Source organism: candidate division KSB1 bacterium (genome assembly GCA_034521575.1).
Taxonomy (GTDB): Bacteria; Zhuqueibacterota; Zhuqueibacteria; order Residuimicrobiales; family Krinioviventaceae; genus JAXHMJ01.
Window position 1 is genome coordinate 485,391 of sequence record JAXHMJ010000003.1, and the last position, 23,794, is coordinate 509,184.

Annotated in this window: 23 protein-coding genes; 16 read left to right on the forward strand and 7 right to left on the reverse strand. The window is 40.3% G+C overall.

What is annotated here, in order from left to right; all coding sequences use genetic code 11:
• Positions 1-26: 26 nt before the first annotated feature.
• The 4 genes from U5R06_10590 (at position 27) to U5R06_10605 (ending at position 3,497) form a co-directional block, all read left to right on the forward strand.
• Positions 27-1,406, forward strand: coding sequence for a T9SS type A sorting domain-containing protein (locus tag U5R06_10590; protein MDZ7723227.1), 1,380 nt, complete (start codon positions 27-29; stop codon positions 1,404-1,406).
• Between the two features lie 421 nt (positions 1,407-1,827).
• Positions 1,828-2,007, forward strand: a complete 180-nt coding sequence (locus U5R06_10595; protein MDZ7723228.1) for a hypothetical protein — start codon at positions 1,828-1,830, stop codon at positions 2,005-2,007.
• A gap of 120 nt (positions 2,008-2,127) precedes the next feature.
• On the forward strand, positions 2,128-2,697 hold the full coding sequence (locus U5R06_10600) for a hypothetical protein (protein MDZ7723229.1): 570 nt from the start codon (positions 2,128-2,130) through the stop codon (positions 2,695-2,697).
• The gene (locus U5R06_10605; GenBank protein MDZ7723230.1) at positions 2,694-3,497 is read left to right on the forward strand and encodes a nucleotidyl transferase AbiEii/AbiGii toxin family protein; all 804 of its coding nucleotides are present in this window, start codon (positions 2,694-2,696) and stop codon (positions 3,495-3,497) included. Before U5R06_10600 ends, U5R06_10605 begins: the two co-directional genes overlap by 4 nt.
• 199 nt (positions 3,498-3,696) lie before the next feature.
• Here the strand turns inward: U5R06_10605 and U5R06_10610 are convergent, their stop codons facing one another.
• The gene (locus U5R06_10610; GenBank protein ID MDZ7723231.1) at positions 3,697-4,026 is read right to left on the reverse strand and encodes a nucleotidyltransferase domain-containing protein; all 330 of its coding nucleotides are present in this window, start codon (positions 4,024-4,026) and stop codon (positions 3,697-3,699) included.
• 335 nt (positions 4,027-4,361) lie between these two features.
• Between U5R06_10610 and U5R06_10615 the strand changes: the two genes are divergently transcribed.
• A complete protein-coding gene (locus U5R06_10615) occupies positions 4,362-5,018 on the forward strand; it encodes a hypothetical protein (GenBank protein ID MDZ7723232.1) in 657 nt (218 codons plus the stop codon).
• Positions 5,019-5,560: 542 nt separating this feature from the next.
• Here U5R06_10615 and U5R06_10620 read toward each other — a convergent pair.
• The 3 genes from U5R06_10620 to U5R06_10630 form a co-directional block, all read right to left on the reverse strand.
• Complete coding sequence (locus U5R06_10620; protein MDZ7723233.1) at positions 5,561-5,974, reverse strand: type II toxin-antitoxin system VapC family toxin; 414 nt, start codon at positions 5,972-5,974, stop codon at positions 5,561-5,563.
• Positions 5,955-6,149 (reverse strand): hypothetical protein, encoded by a 195-nt coding sequence (locus U5R06_10625; GenBank protein MDZ7723234.1) that lies wholly within the window; start codon positions 6,147-6,149, stop codon positions 5,955-5,957. The genes U5R06_10620 and U5R06_10625 overlap by 20 nt, the downstream gene beginning before the upstream one ends.
• 61 nt (positions 6,150-6,210) lie before the next feature.
• Positions 6,211-6,753, reverse strand: coding sequence for a hypothetical protein (locus U5R06_10630; protein ID MDZ7723235.1), 543 nt, complete (start codon positions 6,751-6,753; stop codon positions 6,211-6,213).
• A 287-nt stretch (positions 6,754-7,040) separates the two neighbouring features.
• Here U5R06_10630 and U5R06_10635 point away from each other — a divergent pair, with 287 nt between their 5' ends.
• From U5R06_10635 to U5R06_10685, 11 genes are all read left to right on the forward strand, one after another.
• Entirely contained in the window at positions 7,041-7,226 is a 186-nt protein-coding gene (locus U5R06_10635; protein ID MDZ7723236.1) for a hypothetical protein, read from the forward strand.
• Between the two features lie 121 nt (positions 7,227-7,347).
• The gene (locus U5R06_10640; protein MDZ7723237.1) at positions 7,348-7,926 is read left to right on the forward strand and encodes a Panacea domain-containing protein; all 579 of its coding nucleotides are present in this window, start codon (positions 7,348-7,350) and stop codon (positions 7,924-7,926) included.
• A gap of 11 nt (positions 7,927-7,937) precedes the next feature.
• Entirely contained in the window at positions 7,938-8,192 is a 255-nt protein-coding gene (locus U5R06_10645) for a hypothetical protein (GenBank protein ID MDZ7723238.1), read from the forward strand.
• A gap of 117 nt (positions 8,193-8,309) precedes the next feature.
• Positions 8,310-11,840 (forward strand): DNA methyltransferase, encoded by a 3,531-nt coding sequence (locus U5R06_10650; protein ID MDZ7723239.1) that lies wholly within the window; start codon positions 8,310-8,312, stop codon positions 11,838-11,840.
• 210 nt (positions 11,841-12,050) lie between these two features.
• Positions 12,051-14,573, forward strand: coding sequence for a hypothetical protein (locus U5R06_10655; protein ID MDZ7723240.1), 2,523 nt, complete (start codon positions 12,051-12,053; stop codon positions 14,571-14,573).
• Positions 14,561-15,139 carry an ATP-binding protein gene (locus U5R06_10660; protein MDZ7723241.1) on the forward strand — a complete coding sequence of 193 codons (579 nt, stop codon included), beginning with the start codon at positions 14,561-14,563 and terminating at the stop codon, positions 15,137-15,139. The genes U5R06_10655 and U5R06_10660 overlap by 13 nt, the downstream gene beginning before the upstream one ends.
• Positions 15,123-15,725, forward strand: coding sequence for an ATP-binding protein (locus U5R06_10665; protein ID MDZ7723242.1), 603 nt, complete (start codon positions 15,123-15,125; stop codon positions 15,723-15,725). Before U5R06_10660 ends, U5R06_10665 begins: the two co-directional genes overlap by 17 nt.
• Positions 15,726-15,767: 42 nt before the next feature.
• On the forward strand, positions 15,768-18,884 hold the full coding sequence (locus tag U5R06_10670; protein ID MDZ7723243.1) for a helicase-related protein: 3,117 nt from the start codon (positions 15,768-15,770) through the stop codon (positions 18,882-18,884).
• Between the two features lie 343 nt (positions 18,885-19,227).
• On the forward strand, positions 19,228-19,926 hold the full coding sequence (locus U5R06_10675; GenBank protein MDZ7723244.1) for a hypothetical protein: 699 nt from the start codon (positions 19,228-19,230) through the stop codon (positions 19,924-19,926).
• Between the two features lie 99 nt (positions 19,927-20,025).
• Entirely contained in the window at positions 20,026-20,721 is a 696-nt protein-coding gene (locus tag U5R06_10680; protein ID MDZ7723245.1) for a hypothetical protein, read from the forward strand.
• 59 nt (positions 20,722-20,780) lie between these two features.
• Positions 20,781-21,134 carry a hypothetical protein gene (locus U5R06_10685; GenBank protein ID MDZ7723246.1) on the forward strand — a complete coding sequence of 118 codons (354 nt, stop codon included), beginning with the start codon at positions 20,781-20,783 and terminating at the stop codon, positions 21,132-21,134.
• 196 nt (positions 21,135-21,330) lie between these two features.
• On the opposite strand, the gene U5R06_10690 is transcribed toward U5R06_10685, so the two are convergent.
• The 3 genes from U5R06_10690 to U5R06_10700 form a co-directional block, all read right to left on the reverse strand.
• Positions 21,331-22,047 (reverse strand): hypothetical protein, encoded by a 717-nt coding sequence (locus tag U5R06_10690; protein ID MDZ7723247.1) that lies wholly within the window; start codon positions 22,045-22,047, stop codon positions 21,331-21,333.
• A gap of 262 nt (positions 22,048-22,309) precedes the next feature.
• A complete protein-coding gene (locus U5R06_10695; protein ID MDZ7723248.1) occupies positions 22,310-22,483 on the reverse strand; it encodes a hypothetical protein in 174 nt (57 codons plus the stop codon).
• A 209-nt stretch (positions 22,484-22,692) separates the two neighbouring features.
• Positions 22,693-23,541 carry a TIM barrel protein gene (locus U5R06_10700; GenBank protein MDZ7723249.1) on the reverse strand — a complete coding sequence of 283 codons (849 nt, stop codon included), beginning with the start codon at positions 23,539-23,541 and terminating at the stop codon, positions 22,693-22,695.
• Positions 23,542-23,794 lie beyond the last annotated feature (253 nt).

The following is a 23,794-nucleotide window of genomic DNA, read 5'->3' on the forward strand; positions in this document are numbered from 1 at the left end:
GGCTGACGTTTGTTGCGGATTCCGTTATGAGTCATCCGGCTTATTACGATGCCGACGACTATGACTTTACACCGCTTTTTGTGTTTCACGAACCTGATGCGCATACCGCGGCGGAAATTGATTCTGTAGCGGATCGGGTACTGCCTGAGAATACCCTGTTGGCCTGGAATGAGGGCTATGACTGGGATGTATTTCGACATATGGATTTGCTGTATCCCTGGGCGCAGCCGATGAATAAAAATTGGCATGAACAGGGACAGCGCTGGGGCGATGAATATCTGGATTTTGAATATGAAAATATGAACAAATCGAGAGGATCGCATGGCGTTTATTTTGCCATAGGCGCTGCCTGGCCCGGTTTTGATGATCGGTCCTGGGTTGACGGCACAGATCGATGGATCGACCGTCAGGATACTCTGGTGTATCACCAGACCTGGGAAAAGATACATGCCTATCAGCAGCCGATGCCTATGCCCTGGGTGCTGCTGCAGTCCTGGAATGATTTCAACCGGTCTACTCATCTGGACCTGTCGCAGAATAACCGTTTTACGTTTTTAACCATGACGCGAGATCATATTGCGCGCTTTAAAGCAGATGTGCCGCCCAAAGATGATCTGGCTTTGGTCGCAGCTCAGCATTTGCACATGGCCCGGATTTTTGCGGAACAACGACCGCAGGAAAAATGGTTGATCGAGTCCTCTATTGAACAGGGCTGGAAATCCATTATGAACGGTGAATATTACAAAGCCCTGTCTATTTTTGATCAAGTCATGGGCATTGCTCCCAATCCGCTCACGGTGGAGGTGGGTACAGATCAAATTCACTTGTCCTGGCGGGCTGCGCCTTATGCGACGGGATATCGAATCGCTCTGGCTGCGGACAGCGGACCATTTGATATCTCCCATTCCACAGCGCCAGCGTTTGTGCGTGTCACCGGCACCGATACGGTTTTGTCCGTCAACTCACTGCCGGTTTACGTGGCTGTGGCGCCGGAGGCGGACCTGGATATTGTCGGCCGGTTTGCCTGGTACCAAAATGTGTACACACGCGGCGGCATTTATAAAGTGGATCGTTCAGGTGTAACCCGATTACAGGAAGCGGATAAAACCGTCAACCAGGATATGCAAGTGATCCAGGTTCCTGAGAAAACACAATTGTCACAAAATTATCCAAATCCGTTCAATCCGGTCACAACGATTGAATATCAGCTTGATCAGGCTCAGCACGTCAAGCTGAATATCTATAATATGAACGGGCGTTTGATGGATCAGCTGGTGAACCAGAGTCAGGATGCAGGTGTTCATCGAATACAGTGGCGGGCGCATGATCAACCCAGCGGCTTGTATTTCTATCAGTTGCAAACCGAATCCTTGCAAACGACCCGGCGAATGCTTTTGGTTCGTTAAGCAGGACTATAGCTCACAGGCGGTATGCATCCGCTTGTGAGCTGTATGTCTATTTTAAACTTTTTTGCCGGCCAGAGTGGTTATATATGCAGGGGGATTTTTTTCAAGAGAGCCTGTTTGACTCAATTTGATGTCTTTTCTGCCTGATCCCAGGTTTGCCAATGGAACCGTTTTTGAAATTAAAAAAAGGTGAATCAGAAGAAGAATAAAGCCAATTCACTGCCGCGGCGGCCGCTACAGCAGTGAATTCAGGTCATTCAATTGAGGCGATGCACAAGCGGAAACGTTTTTCTGCGTTTTTGAAAATCGGACCGTCTTTAAAACGCATATACGATTCGCCCTGCCGGGTGACGGAACGATCGAAATTCTCAAGCAAAAAGCCTGGATATTGAGGAGGAGAGCAAAATTCCGTTCATTCGCCTTGGTCTGCCAAGCCGGAACTGATGGAGAAATACAGGAAAACGGTGAAACCGTTTTCCACTATCGCAATCCCGTGTATGCGGCCATGGAGGAAACCCTGGACATTGCAGTCGGGCGGGTCATCGATGCTGTCGACGATCTGGGACTATCGGTACAAGGCAAATCCGTAAACAGTGAATAGAATGAGTGAAATTAAAAAAATATTTGCATAATTTACCATTTTTGGTAAATTATACAAATGAAATTTGAAGAATTACAACATAGTTTGATGCATCGTCCATTTTTTGAGAGCCATGAGCTTGTGACGTTATTTGACGAACCGGAAAAGCAAATCATGGCCCGATTGTCCCGTTGGGTTGCTCATGGAAAACTGTTGAGGTTGCGTCGCGGTAAATATATGCTTCCGGTGCCATATCAAAAAGAGATGGCGTCTTTATTTTATATTTCAAATTATCTCTATCGGCCTTCATTTATCAGTCTTTTTTCTGCATTACAACATTACCAGTGTATCCCGGAACATGTGCAGGCCATTCAGGCTGTCACCACCCGCCAAACAAAAGTCTGGAATACGCAAGTCGGACGGTTTCAATATTTCAGCACCCACTCTGAACGCTTTTTTGGCTATGAGCGAGTAAAGTTGGGTCCAGGCCTCCAGCAAACAGCTCTGATTGCCACACTTGAACGCGCTCTCGTTGATATTTGCTATTTTTATTCGGGCGAATGGACACAAAACCGGTGGACAGAATTGCGGCTCGATCTGCCCGACTTTTTTCAAAGAGAGAGATTGCTCGGTTATGCGGATCGAATGCAGAGTAAAAAAGTGTTGCGTTCTGTTCATGCATTACTCAAACTGGTTAATAAAAAACAATGAAAGACCAAGCCAAACAAATTATACAATCAGCCCAAAATCGCGGGCAAGCGCGTTTGTTACTGCGCGAGTATATTCAGCATGTGATTTTAAGACAACTGTTTGAACAAAAAATATTGCAGCGCTGGATTTTCCATGGCGGAACAGCCCTGCGTATTCTGCACAAGGTTAACCGGTTTTCAGAATATCTTGATTTTCATGCAGATTTGTCCAAAGCGCAGCCTGAATTGTCTAATATGATTGATTCACTTGTTCGGGGACTAAAATATCAGGGATACTCTGTCTCTACAAGATTGGGAGATGAAAATGCAATTGTTTTTACAGCAATGATCAAATTCAAACATCTGCTATATGAATTGGGATTATCAGCGCATGCTGATGAAAATTTATCCGTTAAAATTGAGTGTGATACCCGACCTCCGTCCGGCTATAATGTGGATCAAAGCTTGATCAATACATATTTCCCCATTGGATTGCGACATCATGATCTCTCCAGTTTTTTATCCGGGAAATTGCACGCAATTTTACAGCGTGCTTATACCAAAGGCCGTGATTTTTATGATGTCATGTTCTTGTTATCGCGCTGGCGGGATTTAAATCCCAATTTTAAGTATTTGAATCATGCTTTAAAACAAACCCAATACGCAGGTCCGAAAATCTCCCGGGAAAATTGGAAAAACATTCTGCGTCAAACGATTCAACAACGCAACTGGAGAACAATCGTTGCTGATGTTGAACCTTTTTTGGAAAGCAACCCGGATTTGCAAATGTTTACAAAGGAGCATCTGCTGACACTGTTATAAAAAGATCCGGTTTGAAACGAATTTTTTTATGATGGAAAATCGGGTTTTCGGTTGAGAGAGGAAAAGAGTATATACTCTTTTAACATGTTATAAGATAAAAATAATCAAAGATTTAAGGGGGTATAAAATATACCCCTCCTTGCAACTTTTATGATAGTCAATAATATTTTACTCCCTTTTCCTGCCCTAACTGGAACTTTTAAACCGCCCGGCTCCTGATCTCAATTCCGCTTTGCCTGACCCTTTGGATGAGCGGAGAACCATGATCATGTTCAAAGCGTTCCGAACCGATTGGGTAAGGTTCAATTCGAGAATTGTATTCGCTCGTCAAACGCCAGAGTTTGCCAAGCTGCTGATCATTGCGCTGGTCAAATGCTTTTCCCACCAACATGACATCGATATCACTTTCAGCTGTTGATTCACCGCGTGAATAGCTGCCGTACAGAAACGCTTTTTCAATGTCATATCCGTTCCGGATTAAATAATCCAGGTATTTTTGCAAATGGATTATAATATCTCTATCAGCCATTGGAACAGATCCCTGGTATTTGATAAATATTTCTTTACAGCATGTTCAGAAGGAATTTGAGGATAATGATCAGGATATCTCCCCTCAATTTGGTAAACCATAAGAATACCCATAAAATCTCTTTATCAATATAGCAAAGCCTTGCAATTAATGTCAACTGTTTTCTAATGGCAACCAGTATGGTTAGATGAAAATTTATAATACTCGGAACATTTTGCCTTGATATCCTGCAACCTGTTGAGGCTACAACTGTCCTCTGTAGGGTTTAAACGTATTGCATTTATTAAAATTTTAAAATATATTCTATTTGAACACACACGATAAAAGGGATTATTATGATTTTTATAGAACCGACCCGCTATGGCACCGGGATCACGCTCTGGGGCGACCCGTTCGATCTGGATCATATCCGGGATACGATCTATGCGTGCGCCGACGAAACAATTTGGGGAGAACCGGTTGCTTTTTATCTCCTGGCCCTGGCCTATGACATCCGGCACGCCTGTCAGGGCGACCGTTTGGAAAAACAGTTCGGTATGGATGAAGAGGATACCGTAACCTATCGGGGGGTTCGTATTCTTTGGCCGTATTTTCTGGTGCAGTTGGGATTTTTACGCAAGGCCGCCGGGTACATACCGACAACAAAAGCACAACAGGCGGATATCTATCGTTTGGAATACGAAACCGAAAACGCGTTGATCACCTATGACGCGTCTGTGGGACAAAAATGTGTGGACCTCATCTCTATAGCCGGCGACCTGAATCCTGACTATCTGACCGCATTCATCAGCGTGCGCACACGAGAATTCCTAAGCGAGGCCAAACCCGGTAAAGCGCGGTTCAGAAAACTGCCGGCGCTTTTAAAAAATCTTCATAGTTCGAGTTCGCAGTATCATCAGTTCAAGACCCATCTGCAAATGATAGCTGACGAGCAGGGATGTGAACCCTTTCAACTGGCCGATCAAGGCGAGTGGCCGGAGTTTAAATGGTAACGGGATGCGTGGATTTTTGTGATGTTTTTATTGGAGTGGAGTAAAAGTGCTCTTTACAATGAATCACTTGATTTGCCGGGAGGACTAGTCCATGTGGCAGGATCCTGTTGTAAAAGAAACCCGGGCATTGCGGGATCAATATGCTTCAAAATTTAAGCATGATATAAAAGCTGTTTTTGATGATATTCTTAAACGGCAAAAGTCAACGAACCGGAAATAGATTTCTTTTCCGGGACGCAAGCCAGATTCACGGCGGAATAAACGATCAGGTTGAATCTATGGATTTAATTTTAAGATCAAGCCGATCGGCTCCTGATCTCAACCTTGCTCTGCCTGACCCTTTGAAAATATCATCCTGTTTAAAGCGAAACCGACCGGGTCTCGATTTTAGAATTGTATTCGCTTGTCAAACGCCATAGTTGACCAGGCTGCTGATTAAATGCTTTCCCCACCAACATGACATCGATATCACTGTCGCTTGTTGATTCATCTTGTGAATAACTGCCGTATAGAAACGCTTTTTTGATAATATACTCGATGAATTACATCTTGTACAATTGTATTTCAGAGATATCTTGATAATCTCTTTTATTAATAGATGCGATGAGTGAAATGCGATTTGCAAGACTAATACTCATGATTTCGAAATCATGAATTTTCAAACCCACCGGTTGATATTTTTTAAGCAATTCAAAAAATATATGATTTGAAAGCGAGGTGGGATACAAGATATGAGTAAAATGAGAAAATTCAGCAACCAATTCCAATGCCTGGGAGACAGTTAAATCGGCTTTGGGCAATCTTGTTATGACTGAAAGCAATTCTGAGATGTTTTTTGAGGTGGTGAATAAATCAAGATCCGGATTATTTAAAATAGACTGGGCTTGATCAAAGTATTTGGAATCTCTGTCGATCGAGTATACGAAAATATTTGTATCAATCAGTACTTTGCTCATAAGCCCCTTTTCTTATATCCATATCATCGAATTTGCCTTTGAGATGATAGGTTTTAATCGTTCGATCCGCAATTTTTTCCGTCTGTATATGCTCCTTGATATAGTGATACAATTCTTCCAATTGATCATCAGGAATATTGTCTATCTCTTTTTTAATTTTATCTTTGATAACCATTGGCTTTTACCGGAAAGTTTGTTCATTTCTTTCAGATGTGATTAAAAATATATATTTTATTTTAATTTTCAAAATTAAAAAAAGTTTCATAGATATCCTCTGCTTTCAGAGCATCAATGTTTTTCAACATGGCGTCGATATTGTATTTTGTAGTGTCCAGATTTTTGTTCAACAATTCAGCATAGTCAATCGCTTCCCGGCCTCTCTGCATGGTTTTATATTCCGGCAGATTACGGATAAACGGCATCATGGCGCGACTATCCATGTTTTCATGCTGTTTATAAATCCGCCGCAGCAGCGACCATTCAGCCATGGACAACTCGTCGGTACCGGGATTTTTGATCAAGATTACATCTTCGTTATCCGTTCTCAGGTATTCATTCCAGTCATCATGACAGCCGGCGCTGAGTCTGTCACTGATCCCGCCGACAATCGGCCCGCGTTTTGTCAGATATAAATCCTCGAACAACAGGGGAAATCCCCAGTGTAACAGCGCCTCTCGTTCGGCAAGATAGAGCAATGTGAGGAGTTTGCTGATATTTTCTTTACCGTGGTTCAGGCGGATGAGAACGGCTGTGGTTTGCAGCGCTTTGATGGGGTTCATTTTTTTCTCCCGGTTTGCCTATAACTTAAAACTATTGTGCTAAATTGCAATGAATTTTTCAGACGATACATGGGCTATTTTTTTGAACATTTAATTCTGTTTGTAGTAAAAATACAACATGATGATAAATATTTTTGAAATTTTATAAAAAATGACTATGTTGATCTGAATATGTGATATCGTTTAACGCGGGGAGAAAATAAAAGTGATTTTTTTGCCATATTGAAAATGATGAAAATAGGCAACTGAATCATCTTGTTTAAATTCGTATAAAGGATTTATTCCTGATGTTGGACAAAAAACAAGAAATTATTGCAAAAAATCCAAAAATTGACAAAAAGATCGTCGAAAATTATGATGCCTTGCTGGAAAAATCAACAGGATTTATCAAACCCCAAAAGGGCGCGGATTATAATATAACACCTCCGATGGGAACAAAAATTCAATTTGAGCGAAAAGTAAAAAGCACATGAACATGTATAAAATTTGATTTATACATTGAATTGATTTAACATTTATAGTTATTTAAAACTATATACTCTAATAAAATTTTCCGACCTTTTTAAAAAAACATGCTATTTCGCAGGTTTAAATATGAACACTGAGAAACAACGCGAAAAATTGATTCATGCTATCATCTATTTTGCGAAACATACCAAATACTGCCACAAATTAAAAATAATGAAATTGTTATATTATTTGGACTTTTGGCATTTTAAAGAAACGGGTAGATCGGTAACCGGGCTGCAATACAAAGCCTGGAAGAAGGGACCTGTGCCCCCCAAAGTCTATCATGATATTGAGCCCAAAAATAATACCAAAGATTTTGAAAACGCCTTTTTTATTGAAAATGAAGAATTTGAAAATGGAATCGGGCATTGTTTGAAAATTATGCCCCGAAAAGAGTTTAATCCCAAAATCTTCAGTAGACGAGAAATTCAAATTCTCGAAAAGGTAGCATTAATTTTTAATAATGCAAAAGCAAAGGATATGTCGGATTCAAGCCATTTAAGAAATTCTCCCTGGTACAAAACCAGACAGGAAAAAGGTGAGAATGAATGGATTGATTATCTGCTGGCTTTGGATGATGAAAAAAATTCTATTGATGGTAAAGATATCAAAGATCGTGAACAAATCGATGATGAATTTCAACAGATTATTGGGGAGATATGAAACCGGGGACGGTGCTGTTTTTCAAAGATTTTATATTTAAAGATGGCAGCAGCAAAGATAAATTGGTGATTATTTTAAATCATCCCAAGGGAGAAGAGCCTTACCTGCTTTGTACAACGACAAGCCAAAAGCACACAAGAAAAAAAGAACTGGGGTGTCATGCAAAAGAGAATTATTTCTATATTGATCAAGATCAGGACGGATTTATAAAGAATACCTGGGTTGTTTCTCTTGATTTCTCTTTTATTTCCAAGAAATTTTGTTAAATTAAACCAACCTTGCTCGAATAGAAAAAGAAAAGATGGAATAATAGGTCCAGACGGGGTTATACAATGATCACCTATGGTTTTATTAGAAATATAGATACCAAAGGAGCCTGATCCATGCACGCCCGAAGTGAACTCGCAGCTGTCGTAAATTCGTTTAGTCGAACCCATCTGTTGCGCTTTTTCAGAACCGCGCACAGCGGATTCAAACCGTCTGACCAGGATTTTTCGCATTATGATGATCGTAAAGACAGCCGATTCACGCGGATTGAAAAACTCGGCGAGATCGAATTTGATGAGATTCAACGATTTGTGGTGGTTACGGCCCGGACAAAAGGCGAATTAACCGAGCGTAACAGCAAGAAACGCCAGTACGAACTGGGTAAAAAAATATTGAAACATGAATTGTATGATGCCGGTATTTTTGTGTTTCATGATGACAGTGGACATTTTCGATTTAGTCTGATCGTGGCGCAGTACTTTGGCAAACAGCGTCAATACAGCAATTTTCGCCGTTACACCTATTTTGTGTCCCCTGATTATGCCAACAAGACTTTTCTCAACCAGGTGGGACGGGCGGATTTTTCTTCGATTGATAAAATCCTGCAAGCATTTTCCATCGAAGCGGTGTCGAACGAGTTTTATAATGAATTTAAACCCAAATTTGATGCCATTGCGGAACAGGTGCAGGGCACGGATGATGTCGAACTCAAACAGGATTTTGCGCTTTTGTTTGTCATTCGTATCATTTTTCTGGGATTTGTGCAGAAAAAAGGCTGGCTTGGCAAAACAAAACAGTTTATTCAGAATTACTGGAAAGAATATCAACAAAAGTTCAGTGATTCAAACCAGTTTTACCTGGACTGGCTTGAACCCTTCTTTTTTCAGGCTTTGAATTCACCCCCGGGACGCAAGGTGTTGTATCAAAACAACGACTTTTCACCCGAGACCGAGGCTATTCTTCAAAACGCTCCATTCTTAAACGGAGAGTTGTTCAAGGAAAAAACCGGTGTGGATGATCTGGATTTATGGATTCCGGATGCGATGATTGATGATTTTTTCCAGTTCCTGTTTCAATATAATTTTACCATCGAAGAGAACAAATTGTTCGATGAGGAATTGGAACTGAATCCGGAATTTCTCGGACTGATTTTTGAGCGCCTGACCAACAAAGATCAGGGCGCGGTCTATACGCCGCGTGTTGAAGTGGATTTTATGTGCCGTATGGCGCTGGTAAAATGGCTGGGGAAAAACAGTTCCTGCGAACAACGTGAATTGTATCGTTTGTTTTTCAGAGAAAAAGGACAGGGTAGTGAATTTGACGAGGATCAGAAACAAGGGGATTTCTCGGTCGCAGAGATTCGCGAATTGGTGCAGTTGCTGCAAAATGTCACTATCTGCGATCCGGCGGCGGGGTCCGGGGCCTTTGAGGTTGGCGCCTTGCAGGTTCTGGATGAAATACTTGAGAATTTGACCACACGCAACAATGGCCCACAGGAATTGCAATATAATAGCGATTATGACCGCAAAAAAGAGATCATTGCCCGGTCGCTGTATGGGGTCGAGGTTAAACATTGGGCGGTTTGGATTAACCAATTGCGGTTGTGGCTGACCTTGTTCATCGATATGCCGCCTGAATTTCGTCGCTTGCCTGAACCGCTGCTGCCGAGCCTGAATTTTAAAGTGCGGTGCGGCGATGCGCTCGTGCAGCGCGTCGGCTCCAAATTGTTCCCGGTTCAGGGCCATGCAGAGCTGCCCGCCTCAATAAAGAGAAAAATAACCGAGTTGAAAAAGATGAAACATGATTTTTTCTATAACCGGGGCAAAGATGGCAACTCTATCCGGCATCAGGAGACGCTGATTTACAAAGAAATTCTTGATGACGAAATTCAGAAAAAACAGAATAGACTGACTTTGATACGGACGCAAGAAAATCAAATGGATATTGAACTTGATGATTCGGAACAATCCGGTCAGCAAGTGAACAAACAAGCCCTAAAGATCGAGAATGAAATCATTGAGCTGCGTGAACAGCGGAAAAGTCTCAAAGATTCACATCCCCTGATCTGGAATATCGAATTTGCCGAAGTGTTTTATGACAAAGGCGGATTTGATGTTATTATCGGCAATCCGCCGTATGTGCGCCAGGAATCTATATCCGATCCATTATATCATGTGACACCGCGTGAATATAAAACATTGTTGGCGGATGTAATCCGAATGGATTATCCGCATTATTTTAAGCCTAAAACAAAGATAAGCGCCAAATCCGATTTGTATGTGTATTTTTATGTGCGTTCACTGCATTTGCTCAACTCGATGGGGGTGCATGCTTTCATCTGTTCCAATTCCTGGCTGGATGTCCAATATGGCGTATGGATGCAGGAATTTTTACTGCATCATGTGCGTATGGCGTTTGTGATTGATAACCACGCCAAACGCAGTTTTTCCGGTTCAGATGTGAATACCGTGATTACGTTGTTTCATGCTCCTGACGCGAAAAGCAGATCACAAACGAATAAAACTGAATTGATGAGATTTGTAGCGTTCAAGCAGCCGTTTGAAGATGTGATCTTGACGGAGAATCTGCTCGAACTTGAGGATTCGGCTGCGATTACCACCAATGATCGGTTTCGGGTGTATCCGGTGACAGCAAAGCAGTTGTTGAGAGATGGAACGGAATTCAAAGATGATCTGGACAGCGGCACCTATATCGGCGATAAATGGGGCGGGAAATATTTGCGCGCGCCGGATATCTTTTTTACGATTTTGAAAAAAGGTGCAGGGAAACTGGTTAAATTGAAAGATGTTGCGGAAGTGCGACGTGGTATTACAAGCGGTGCCAATGATTTTTTCTATTTAAAACCGCTGGGACCAGGATCAAAATCGGGATTAACACGGGTGATAAACGGTGCCGGTTGGGAAGGTGAAATTGAGGATAAATTTTTAAAACCGGTAATAAAAAGTCCTAGAGAATGTAGTAGTAATTTAGTAATTCCTGAAGATTTACAATTTAAATTGTTCATGTGTAATAAAACTAAAGACAAGTTGCAAAATACTTATGTGTTAAAATATATTGAATGGGGTGAAGAAAATGGATTCAATAATGTAACTAGTCTTAGAACAAGAAGATTATGGTGGAGTTTACCAAATAAAGAAAGATGGAAGTATCTTTGGCCAATGGTTCATAATGAACGCATTGCGATATTTTATAATAAGCATTCGGTTTATGTCGATCATAATTTATTTGAAATAAATTTTAAGGATTTTCCTATATCATTTTTTTCGGTATTTGTCTTATTTAGTAGAGAGCTTTTCGGACGATCGAATTTAGGAGAAGGTGCGCTAAAGACTGAAGGAATCGATATTAAAAAATTTTTAATTGTAGATCCAACTTTGATATCAAGTAAATATAATTATCATCAATATTTTAAAACTAACATAAATTCAATATTTTTTGATTGCGGCATTAATCCTGAATCTGACATTCCGATAGCCCAACAGGAACCTGAGCCTCTGCCGGATCGCGCTCAATTGGACAATATTGTCTTTGATGTTTTGAATTTAACAGTAGAGGAGCGAAAAGAAGTATATCGGGCGGTGTGTCAGCTGGTGTGGAACCGGATACAGAAGGCAAGGAGCGTATAGATAACTCCAAATTATTCCAGATTGATTTCTTGTTTATCTGGGATATTTTATTTATTTTGATGAAAATTGGAAAGAAAAACTATGAAAGAATTTTTTAAATACGGCAGTCGCTGGCTGCGTTCTGATTTTCATTTGCACACCAAAGCGGACAAAGAGGCGTTTCGCGGATGGGATGATAATAACTTTTTCAACATCTCATTTGTTCAAAAATTGAACAATGAAAAAATCCGTGTCGGGGCTATCACGAACCACAACAAATTTGCTCAAAAAGAATACAAGACCCTTATGCAGCAGGCCAGGAAACAGGAAATCTGTCTTTTGCCCGGTGTCGAATTATCTGTGGGCGAAGGCAATGGTATACATACTTTGATCGTTTTCCATCCTGAACCCTGGTTGTCTCAACATGATGATTTTATCAACCGGTTTTTGGATGAGGCGTATCCGAATTCACCGCGCCAGGACAGGGAAAATAATAATGCGCGTGCATCCTGGAATTTTAATCAGCTATTGGACAAACTTCAGGAACATAAAATCAGCAAACGCGATAGTTTTGTCATCCTTGCACATGTGGATCAACCAAATGGATTTTGCAAGGAGCTTAATGCGGGTCGTCAAAAAGAATTGGTGAAGAATCCGCTTTTCAGGGAATTTGTACTGGGAATACAAAAATGCACATCTCATCAAAGTCGGGAAAATATCAACAATTGGTTTGATTCTCATGTACCTGCTTTTGTCCAGGGCAGCGATAATAAAGATATTGATTCTATTGGTAAATGTCGAGGTGAAAATGGAAAACGGTTAAAAAGTTATATCAAAATTGGTGATTTTAGTTATCATGCTGTTAAATATGCCTTGATGGATCAACAGCGAAATACAGAAGCGGAAAAAAAACCAGGTGCACAAAACGCGTATATTACATCTCTTGCTCTGCAAACCAAGAAGGATGCGCCGCTGGCTGGACAGCAGATGTTCTTTAACTCGAGTATGAACAACCTCATTGGAATACGGGGGAGTGGAAAATCTACCATACTGGAGTTGGTAAGATATGCACTGAATAAAAAATTTGATCAATCGGCAAAAGATACGGATTATAAAGAACAACTCGTTGAACATGCGCTGGGCAGCGGTGGAAAAATAATTTTAAACCTACAGGATAAACACGGAACACCTTATCGAATAGAGCGTGTTTTAGGTGAAAAACCTGTCATCTTTCGTGATCATGATGTTCGTCTGCCGCAGTTTTCCGTTGATGAATCATTATTAAGTGTCCTTTATTTTGGTCAAAAAGATTTATCAGAGGTCGGAAGCACTGGGTTCAGCCAGACACTTATGGAAAAATTTTTTGGCGCCCAGGTGGGGCCGATCCGGGAGAAAATCGCCTATAAAAGCAAACAAGTATTGCAAATCCTGGATCAACAAAAAAATTTAAAATCAGATACAGAGCGAAAACAAGACTATTTAGAAGAAAAAAATGTTTTAAAAGAAAAATTACGAATTTTTAAAGAAAAACAGGTAGATAAAAAACTGAACCGGCAGGTACAGTTTAAAAAAGATCGGGTAAAAATCAATGAAATGATTGATTCTGCAAAAGCGTTTCAAAAGGATTTATTTGATTTTGTGGACAATTATAAGAATATTTTTACTGACTATTTGGAGTATCAAAGTCAGGAAAATGATGATGTTTTTATTAAAGTTAAAAAAACATTGACAGAAATAAATAATAAACTTGAGATTATCATAGGCCTTGCTGAAGCCGTTACACCTGATTTAGACTCGCTAAAATCTTTCTTGAATAATATTGATACAAAAATAGAACAATTACAGAACGAATTTGCTGAAATAAAGCGTTCTATTGATCAGCCGGAATTAAATCCTGATGATTATATTCAATCTAGTAGTAGAATGAGTATTCTCGAAAATAAATTGACAGAAATTGAAAAGATTGAAAAAAAATACAAAAGCCTCAAGAATTCTCTTGATCTAAGTTTAGATGAACTGAATGAATTATGGCATTCTGAATATCAGACATTACAAAAATCCGTGGATCAGTTGAACGCCAAAACGCATTCTATAAAAGTTGAACTCGAATACAAGGGCGACAAAAAGAACTTTAAAGAGTTCCTGAGTTCGATTATAAAGGGTTCAAATGTCACCAATAAAAATATCGAATCAATTATTCAAAATTACAATGATTGTATTGCTATCTATAAAGATATTGTGAGCAACGAATCGAAATTAGAGGATTTGCTGACTGATTCTCAATTGCATAAATTCAAAGACGCATTTATGCAAAATCTTCGGGATTTACTCGTATACCAGGTTCCAAATCTTTATATTTTAAAATACAGAGGTAAAAATATTGCAGAACATTCATTGGGTCAACGGGCTTCTGCGCTTATTGTTTTTCTTTTAACCCGTCAGGAAAATGACTTGATTATAATTGATCAACCGGAAGATGATATAGACAATCAGTCGATTTATCAGGATGTAATTCGAGAGTTGAATGCATTAAAGGATAAAACACAGTTTATATTTGCCACCCATAATCCCAATATACCGGTTTTAGGTGAATGTGAACAGCTTTTCTGTTGCCAGTATGAAAACGAAAAAATCAATATAAAAGCAGGCAGTATAGACCGACCGGATATACAACAATCTGTTATTGAAATTATGGAGGGAGGTCGAGAGGCTTTTGAACAGCGAAAAAGAAAGTATAGTGAATGGAAGCATTAGATCTTTTGGATATAATAGAACGCGGTGAAGATACACGTCATCAGTTCAAGCGGAATATTACGAACATGACCTCCCTTTCACAGGAACTCTGTGCTTTTGCGAATTCCAGGGGAGGAATGCTGATTATTGGGGTTGATGATTTGGGTGAAGTCACTGGACTTTCTAATAATGATATTCATCGTCTTAATCAACTTGTTTCCAACGCGGCAAGCGAGGTTCGGAATCCCATCAACCCGGAAACCGAAAATATAAAAATCAGTGATAACCTGGTCATGGTGGTTCAGGTGCCGGAAGGAAAAGACAAGCCGTATTTTTCTCATGATGGAGCTATTTATATCAAAACAGGCGCCGATAAACGCAAGATAACGTCCAAAGAAGAACTCAGGCGTTTGTTTCAGGAAGCGGATCTGCTGCATGCGGATCAGACCCCGGTAGATGAAACGACCTTGAATGATCTGGATCGGGAATATTTTGATGAATTTTACCTGAAAGAAAATGGTCGCAGTCCCTCAAAAGAATCCATAAGTCTAATCAGACCTTCTGACCAATTTGAATCTTGCAAGTAATGGATTGCTGAACCTGGCCGCTCTTTTGCTATTTGGCAAACAACCACAAATTTACAAACCTCAGTTTAACATAAAAGCAGTTCATTTCAAGGGCAATTCGGACACTGTTAAGGAATATAGAGACAGTGAAGATATCAATGGAAAGCTTGCTCATCAGTATGTCAATGCGATGGCGTTTATCAAACGGAATCTTCGCAAAGAGCAAAACGGCAGGAACAGAAATACCCTTGGAGAATCCAGTATCCCGGAAGACGTTTTTGAAGAACTGTTGGTCAATGCGTTGATCCATCGCGATTATTTTATCAGCGCGCCGATTCGATTGTTTATGTTTGATGGCCGGATCGAGATCATATCCCCTGGAACATTGCCCAATAATTTGACGATTGAAAATGTAAAGAGCGGGGTTTCGAATCAACGCAATCCCATTATTGCTTCATATGCTACCAAACAGGAACCGCCCATGGGATTGCCTTACCGGGGGATTGGAACAGGTATAAAACGGGCTCTGTCTTTGTACCCGCATATAAAGTTTAAGAATGACACAGAGAATCATTTATTTCGGGTGTCCATTAAGGGGGCATTGTAAATTACAAAATTGAAATAATATAATGAGACAAGGTCTTTTTATATGAAACACAACGCCTTTATCACCAACCAAAAGACCAAAACCCTGAAAAAACGTATCCATCAACTGCTCGAATACAGCCAGGAACTCAAGTTTCTGGTGGGATTTTTCTATTTTTCCGGCTGGCAGGAATTGTTCGAAAGCATCAGGGAGCGGGATGATCTGGTGATCAAAATTCTGGTGGGCCTGGATGTGGATCAGCGGTTGGGGCACACACTTGAGCTGGCGGCCACACAGGCGGATCATTCCAATGATGAAAAAACCGATCGGTTTTTCGAATCCCTGAGCAACGCCCTGAATACCGAAGAAATGGACATCGAGGCGTTTTATCAGCAGGTGCAGGTCTTTGTTCAGCTTTTGCAGCACGATCGCCTGATGATTAGAAAAACAGAATCCCCCAGTCACGCCAAACTTTATGTGTTTAAATTCAAAGATGAGATCAAGGGACTTACCGACTCTCGGTTCATTACCGGCAGCAGCAATCTGACACGCGCCGGAATATCGGAACAGAACGAATTCAATGTCGAAATCGGCGATTACGGCACAGAGGAAGCCGAGCGGTTTTTTGATGAGCTGTGGGCTGATGCCGTTCCCATCACCGAGCGGCCGGATGTCAAACAAACTCTGATCCGATTTATCCGCAATCGTTCTCAAGCTGCGCTGGTATCGCCGTTTGAAGCGTATCTGCTGGTGCTCAAGACCTATATTGATCTGATGCAGCAAACGTCTATAAAACCCCAGGTGGAACGGCTCTTGGACAAACGCGGCTATGTAAATTATGCCTATCAACGCGATGCCGCAAATCAGGCGTTGACCGTTATTGAGCACTATAACGGAGTGATCATCGCCGATGTGGTCGGATTGGGAAAATCCATTATTGCCGGTATGGTGGCAAAGCATTTGGGACAACGCGGTATGATTTTGTGTCCGCCCGGTTTGATGGGCGACAGCAAAGCCAAATCGGGCTGGCGCAAGTATCGGCATGATTTTGAATTATATGACTGGGAAATACGGTCTTCGGGTGACCTGGAAAAAGCGGCGGACTATCTAAAGGAACAGGGTGATGATATCAACGTGGTGATTGTTGACGAAGCGCACCGGTTCCGAAATCAGGATACGCAAAATTATGAATATTTGAGCACGATTTGTCGCAACCGCATTGTCATTTTATTAACCGCTACACCGTTCAATAACAGTCCGGCGGATATGTTTTCTTTACTCAAACTGTTCATTATTCCGGGCAAATCAAAGATCACTTTGGACAACAACCTGGAAGCCCGGTTTGCCGCTTATGAACGTACATTTCAACGCTTATCCTATATCATCAAGAACCATAATTCCAAAGAACCGGACAAGCGTGCCCGCGCTGAATCCTATTACAAAGCCTTGTTTGAAGAAGCATCTATTAATCTGGCCAAGGTTCATCGTCGTGCACAATATCTGGCAGCGCAAATCCGCAAGGTGTTGGAACCTGTGTTTATTCGCCGTAACCGCCTGGATTTAAGAAATGACCCCACCTACAGCCGCGAAGTTACACAATTATCGACAGTGGCGAATCCGCGCGAGTTGTTTTACGAATTGACCCCGGAACAATCAGCCTTTTATGATGAGGTGACTCATGACTATTTTGGTGAAGACGGTCGATTTACGGGTGCAATTTATCAACCGTTCACTTATGAAAACCGCCAACAAATTGATAGCGGGAAGCTGGATCTGGCCGGGAACCGGGCTTTTCAACAGCAGCGTAACTTGTATGATTTTATGCGGCGTCTGTTGGTCAAGCGCTTTGAAAGTTCTTTTGGGTCTTTTATAAAAAGTATTGAAAATTTCAAGCGTGTTCATGAACGTGTTTTGCAATTTATTGAAAAATCCGGCGGCAGATATATTCTCGACCGCAGTTTGCTGGAAAAAATCTATGATGCGGATTCAGATGAAATCGAGCAGGCTTTGGAGGAATTTGCCCAATACCTGCAGGAGAACAAAACACCGAAAAACAACCGTATTTACAATGTCTATGAGTTTGAACTTGCCGATGAATTTCTCCAGGATATTCGATCGGATCTCGAATTGATGAAAATTCTGGAAAAACGGATGCAGGACCTGAATTTGGTCTCTGCTGATCCGAAAGCGGTCTGTCTGGCAAAGCAGATCACCGACATTTTGAACAAACCACCCCGTGATCACGAACCCCGGCGCAAATTGATTATTTTTTCCGAATACATGGATACCGTACGCTATTTGCAACCGATTCTGGATCAGGCCTTTCCGGAGCAATTGCTTTATGTGGACGGTAATTTATCTGCTTCTCTGGTGCGGCAAATCCGGACGAATTTTGACGCCAGTGTCAAACCGGAGGAACAACAGGACGACTATCAAATATTGTTGACCTCGGACAAATTATCCGAAGGCTTTGATCTCAATCGCGCCGGAGCCATTATCAATTACGACATCCCCTGGAATCCGACCCGGGTCATTCAGCGAGTGGGACGAATCAACCGGATTGGGAAAAAGGTGTTTGACCAATTGCATATTTACAACTTTTTTCCCACAGAACAGGGCGCGGATTTTGTCAAGAGCCGCGAAATAGCCGGACAAAAAATGTTTCTTATTCACAACACCCTGGGAGAAGACGCAAAAATATTTGATGTGGATGAGACACCGACAGCTTCGGAACTGTACAATCGTATTAATACGCTGCCGGATGAGCAGGAACCGGAGAGTCTGCTCACGATGGTTCGTAAAACCTGGCGGCAATATGCCGAAAATTATCCAGAGATTGTTGAGCGCATCGAGCAATTGCCTGCGCGAATCAAGACTGCCAAAGCGTTTGAAAAAAATCAGCTTGTGGTGTTTCAAAAGAAGGGATTGGGCTTTTTTATTCAAAGCATTCCGGACACCCACCAGGACAAGCCGGATGTGGAATCCCTTTTATTTGAGGATGCGCTGTCCCTGATTCAATGCGATAAAGATGAACCGCGTCTTGATCCGAGTCCGCAGTTTTGGCCCTGTTATAAAAAAATCAAGACCTATACCGAACTGTTCAAAACCAGCAAGAGCGAATTTCTCTGGAAATCAAGGCGCAGAATAATTTACAGAGCGCTTTGCGATTTTATCGGATGAATTGACGGAATATATCCCGTTTATACGCACCCTGATTCGTGACTTGCGCGATTATCGCACCCTGTCGCAATATACCCTGCGCCGTCTGGCCGAACATGATTAAAACCGGACAACCCCAAAATCGCCAAAGCCTTTGCCAAAACGGTTCGATACTTGCGAGGGTATCTGGGCGAGGATTATTTGCAAGTGATCAAAGAGCGGCTTCGGGATACAAAACGGGAGATTATTGTGGCGGTGGAGAATGTGGGGGAGGGAGAGTAGTGAAGTGGGAACCAAATATTACATTTATATTTCTAAATATATTTGTATAGCAAAATAGAGTAATATTATCTGTTAAAGAAATATGAATTTATCAAAATTTATAGAATCAAAACGAAAATGTAGTGCGGATTACCATCTTTATATGGCAAAAAAATGGCGCAAATATGGAGAACCAAATTTACTGCACACACCAATGATATATTCTGCATTTGAATTTCGTATGGCTATTGAAAGATTTGTATTTGAAATTTTCTATCTGATTAAGGAAGAGCAATTACTAGATTCAACTGAATTTACTGAAGAAAATATCAAAAAAATTGATCGTTTCAGTAATTTGCTAAAAGTTTTGTATGAAAATGTTGGCAATAAAAAAATATTATTCAAGGCATTTTATTATAACAAAACTCATGTTCAAATATTTACAGAGGGGCATATCAAGTTATCTATTCCCGATCTGGGTAAATTACATAAATATTGGGAAGAATTGAGCGAATTTTGTCATAGGCAACTTGTCCCTGGAAAAACCTGGGAAAATTATGAGTGGATTAAAAAAGCATATTTGAAATTAAATAGAGTAGAACAATATTTCCATTTTTTACTAGTTGAAAATAATTTTGGATGGCTAAGAAAAAGCAGTTTGCCTCCAGAATTACTTGAATTAAGAAATGAATTTTTAAATGACGAGATCGATATGGATCAACTGTGTAAACGAATGGAAATAGTAAAGCCACTACTGGAACATAAAAAGCATATTAGAGAACAGCTGGATTTAATAAAGTGAGCTTTTAAAGCACGACTATTTTAATAGCTATGAATGATAGAACTGTTACAAAAGAATTTGTTAACTACTTGCGGCAAAATGTTTATCCGAATATTCCAAATGCAGAAATATCCCGAAGATAATAATAGAAACGAAAAGGAGATTGATGCTATAGCCGGACTTTTGGCTATTGAGCATACCAGTATTGATACTATTACGAATCAACGTCTTGATTCATCAAGATTTATGAAGGCTATTGGTGATTTGGAGGATGAATTAAAAACTGAATTTCCTTATTATCTACGATTAGTTATTCCATATGATGCTATTAAGAAAGGTCAGAATTGGAAAAAAATAAAAAATACAATGAGAAATTGGCTTTTAGAAAAGACTCCCGGATTACAGTATGGCAGAGAATATAATCGAATAGATATAAAAGAACTACCCTTTATATTTTGGATAAAAAAAGATAAAAACAGACACCATGGTTTATTTATTTGCAGGAATGTTCCTGAAGATAAGTCATTATCTAAAAGAATAAAAAAACTTTTAGATAGGAAAGTAGACAAACTTTTAAAATATAACTCTGATGGCTATACAACTATCTTGCTTATTGAATCTGATGATATTGCATTGATGAACGAAAATATATTAATAGCTTCAATTTGTGAATCTTATCATGGCAAGTTACCAGATAATGTTGATCAAATTTGGTATGCTGATACAACTATTAAAGATAAATTGCTTTTTATAGACTTGACAGAAACCATAACTAACGATTGTGCGATGTATATAAATAATAAGGAATTTTGTTAAACGGGAAAATAAAATCATATTAGTTTGTATTGTACTATTGTAAAGGGAGTATTTATCTGATGGAGGAACAGGCCAATCTATTTCAGGAACAGGAAGATAGGGAGATGCATACAAATTTGGCTCAATTATTCAGACAAAGCTTTGCATTGCAATCATCCAAAGAATATTTTGATATGCTGAATTTTATCAGCCGGTTTAAAAATTATTCTGCTTATAATAATATGTTGGTTTACATGCAGAATCCCAATGTAACTTTTTATGCAACAGCTAGAGATTGGTATAGGAAGTTTGGTCGCACCATAAAACGTTATGCACGCCCGATGGTTATTCTCGCACCAATGAGTTACATCATTTATTTCTGCTCATATTTTGCAGGATGCAGGGCTTGGAGGTTTACCTGTCCCACTATATAATCATTTGAGAAATCTCGATAAACGATGGGCAACTCGAGAAAATTTAGAAAAAGCTTATGAAAAATGGAAAGAGTATAAAGATGAAGTATCCAGCTGGAAAGAACATTTACCTTGGCCTGCTGATTTTACATTGTAAATTATTAATATTCCTTTTTATTTCTGATACGCTCAATTTATTTAATTCTTCAATCAAGAATTATACTTTGTTATATTTTATAAAATCCTTAAAAAATCCTTTAAAATATGGGCTATTTTTAAAAGAATTTATGGGGATTTTTAGCTTTCCATCTTCAGTGAGAAAAAAATGTGTCAATTCAAGCGTGTCAGTATGACTTGAAACAAAAAAGATCCAAAAAGAGCCGCCCATAAAAAAACGATATAAACGATGTCCTTCAAATTTTATGGAATCCGGTGGTAAAATCAAATCATCGAGAATTTCTTTTTTAGTAATTCTTAAAATAGCATATAGTAAGCAAGGATATTCAAGCCATCCACCTGGATTCTCTTCGATTAACATTTTCCTTATTTTTTCTTCATGGGGTCCTAAACTAATATTACTATAAAAAGTATTTGAAGAAATTGAAGCTCTCCATAAGATTGAAAGTTGAAATAATTTAAAATCTTTATAGTTTATATTTTCGATTGTCATAGGATTTCCTGGATTAACCAGTATTTCAGTCCCACCAAAAAAAACTTTTCTGACATGGTTTTCATATATACTCATCTGGTCTTCGCAATTTTTACACAGCAAATATTCTCTGATTCCCTTTTGTTCATATCGCTGTCTCTGGTTCTCACTCAACGGTACAACATTTATCCTGTGTTTTTCATCATATAGTGGTTTAAAAAAAAATTCCGGTATAATATGGGAATTGCATAGTTTTGTTTCTTTTTTACATAATTTACATTGCATAAAGGGGACCGTGTTGCGCGTTATTATTGGAGGTTAATATGATAAATTACTTTATTTTTTAGACGACGGGAAACACAGTCTCGCGTTCAAAGGCGCCCGCACATACAATTGGGGTGCGAGGTTGTGAATTTGTTGAAGCTGAAATCACACATACCATCCCGCCTGTTAACTCGTGTAAAACGCTGCCCCGTTATGTACCTGGAGCCCCGATTGTTAAAACATACTAAATCCATAAATGGCATGCAAGCGATATTTACATTGTTCAGGCATCAGCCGGCTTGCCGGCGCACACCGACGCATAGTCTAAATCCGCTGATCTAATTTGATTGATGTACTGCTGAATGACAGGGCGTGATACGTTTAACGGTCTTGAAATAGCGCGTTCACTAAGGTTTGCGCTTTCATAAATACGAATGATTTCCCGAATTTTTCTCATAGATATTCTCCTCATTGGCATATTTTTTCCTCCATTTGATGTTTCGAATAGAGGAAAATAAGAATTATGTTGAAATGTTTGGGAAATCTTTAAAATTAAAGTGGCAGGTTTCGATCGGAATGGGTGGCAGGTTTCAGCCGGAATGACCGGCAGTTTTCAGCGGAACAGTACGTACCGGGGTACGTACTGTTTCCAATCCGGATGGTTTATCAACTCTGCTTCAAATTCAGGAAATTCTCAAAGGCGTTTTCCACTGTTTGCATCGGCGGTGTATTTTTATTTTCTTCTTCAATGATAAACCATTCCGTGCCGCCCTCTGTCCGGCAGAATTCAATAACTTGCTGCCAGGGCACATCACCTTCTCCTACGATGGCGTTTTCGTTTTCTGCTGAATAGCCTTTACAATGCAGGGTTGTTGCGCGTCCCGGATATTTTTTCAGCGCTTCCATCACATTGGCGCCGCCGGCCATACCGTTTCCGGTATCCAGCTGCAGGATGACATTTTCTGTGGTATTGTCTGCAAACACGTACCAGGGTATTTCACCGTCCAGTTCCTGGAATTCGTTTTTATGATTATGATAGCCAATGCGCAAATCAAATTGTTTGATAATTTCGGCAATTTTATTAAAGGTATCCGCCAGCTCTTTCCAGTCATCAATTGTCTGGCGTTGTTCTTCGGGGATTGAGGGGACGATCATGTTTTTGCAGCCGATGGTCAAACAATATTCAGCAGTGGCTTCCAGCTGCGCGCCGGTTACTTTGTTAAAATCGAGATGCGATCCGCAGCATTTTAACCCGTTGTCATCTAAAAATTTACGCATTTCTGTGGCCTGGTAACCAAAATAGCCGGCAAATTCAACGCCCTGGTAACCAATCTGCGCAACCTGTTTCAAGGTGCCCGGAAGGTCCTCTTCGACCTGTTCGCGCACGGAATACAGTTGTAATCCGATAGGAATGCCCTTGATTTCAGGGGTTTGATCACAGGCAGAAATGCCCAAAGCCGCGGCAGCTGAAACGGCGCCTGTTGTTTTCATAAAATTCCGTCTTGATAAATTCATTGTACAACCTCCGTTGATTTGTAATTTGCTGTTCAATTATTATAACAAAAAATGAACGTCTTTGCAATCCAAAAGTCTAAAGATTTGATGGGGTTCCCGGTTTTACGAGCGGGTATTTATCAAAAATCAGGCGTTTGTATTTCTGTTGATTTGTCCTCTCTGACTCGGTACTCGGCAGATTTTGGTGCAAAAGTCGATTTTCCGGTTCAGGATCACATAAATCACAGGCGAAAGCCAGACCTTGATCTGGTCC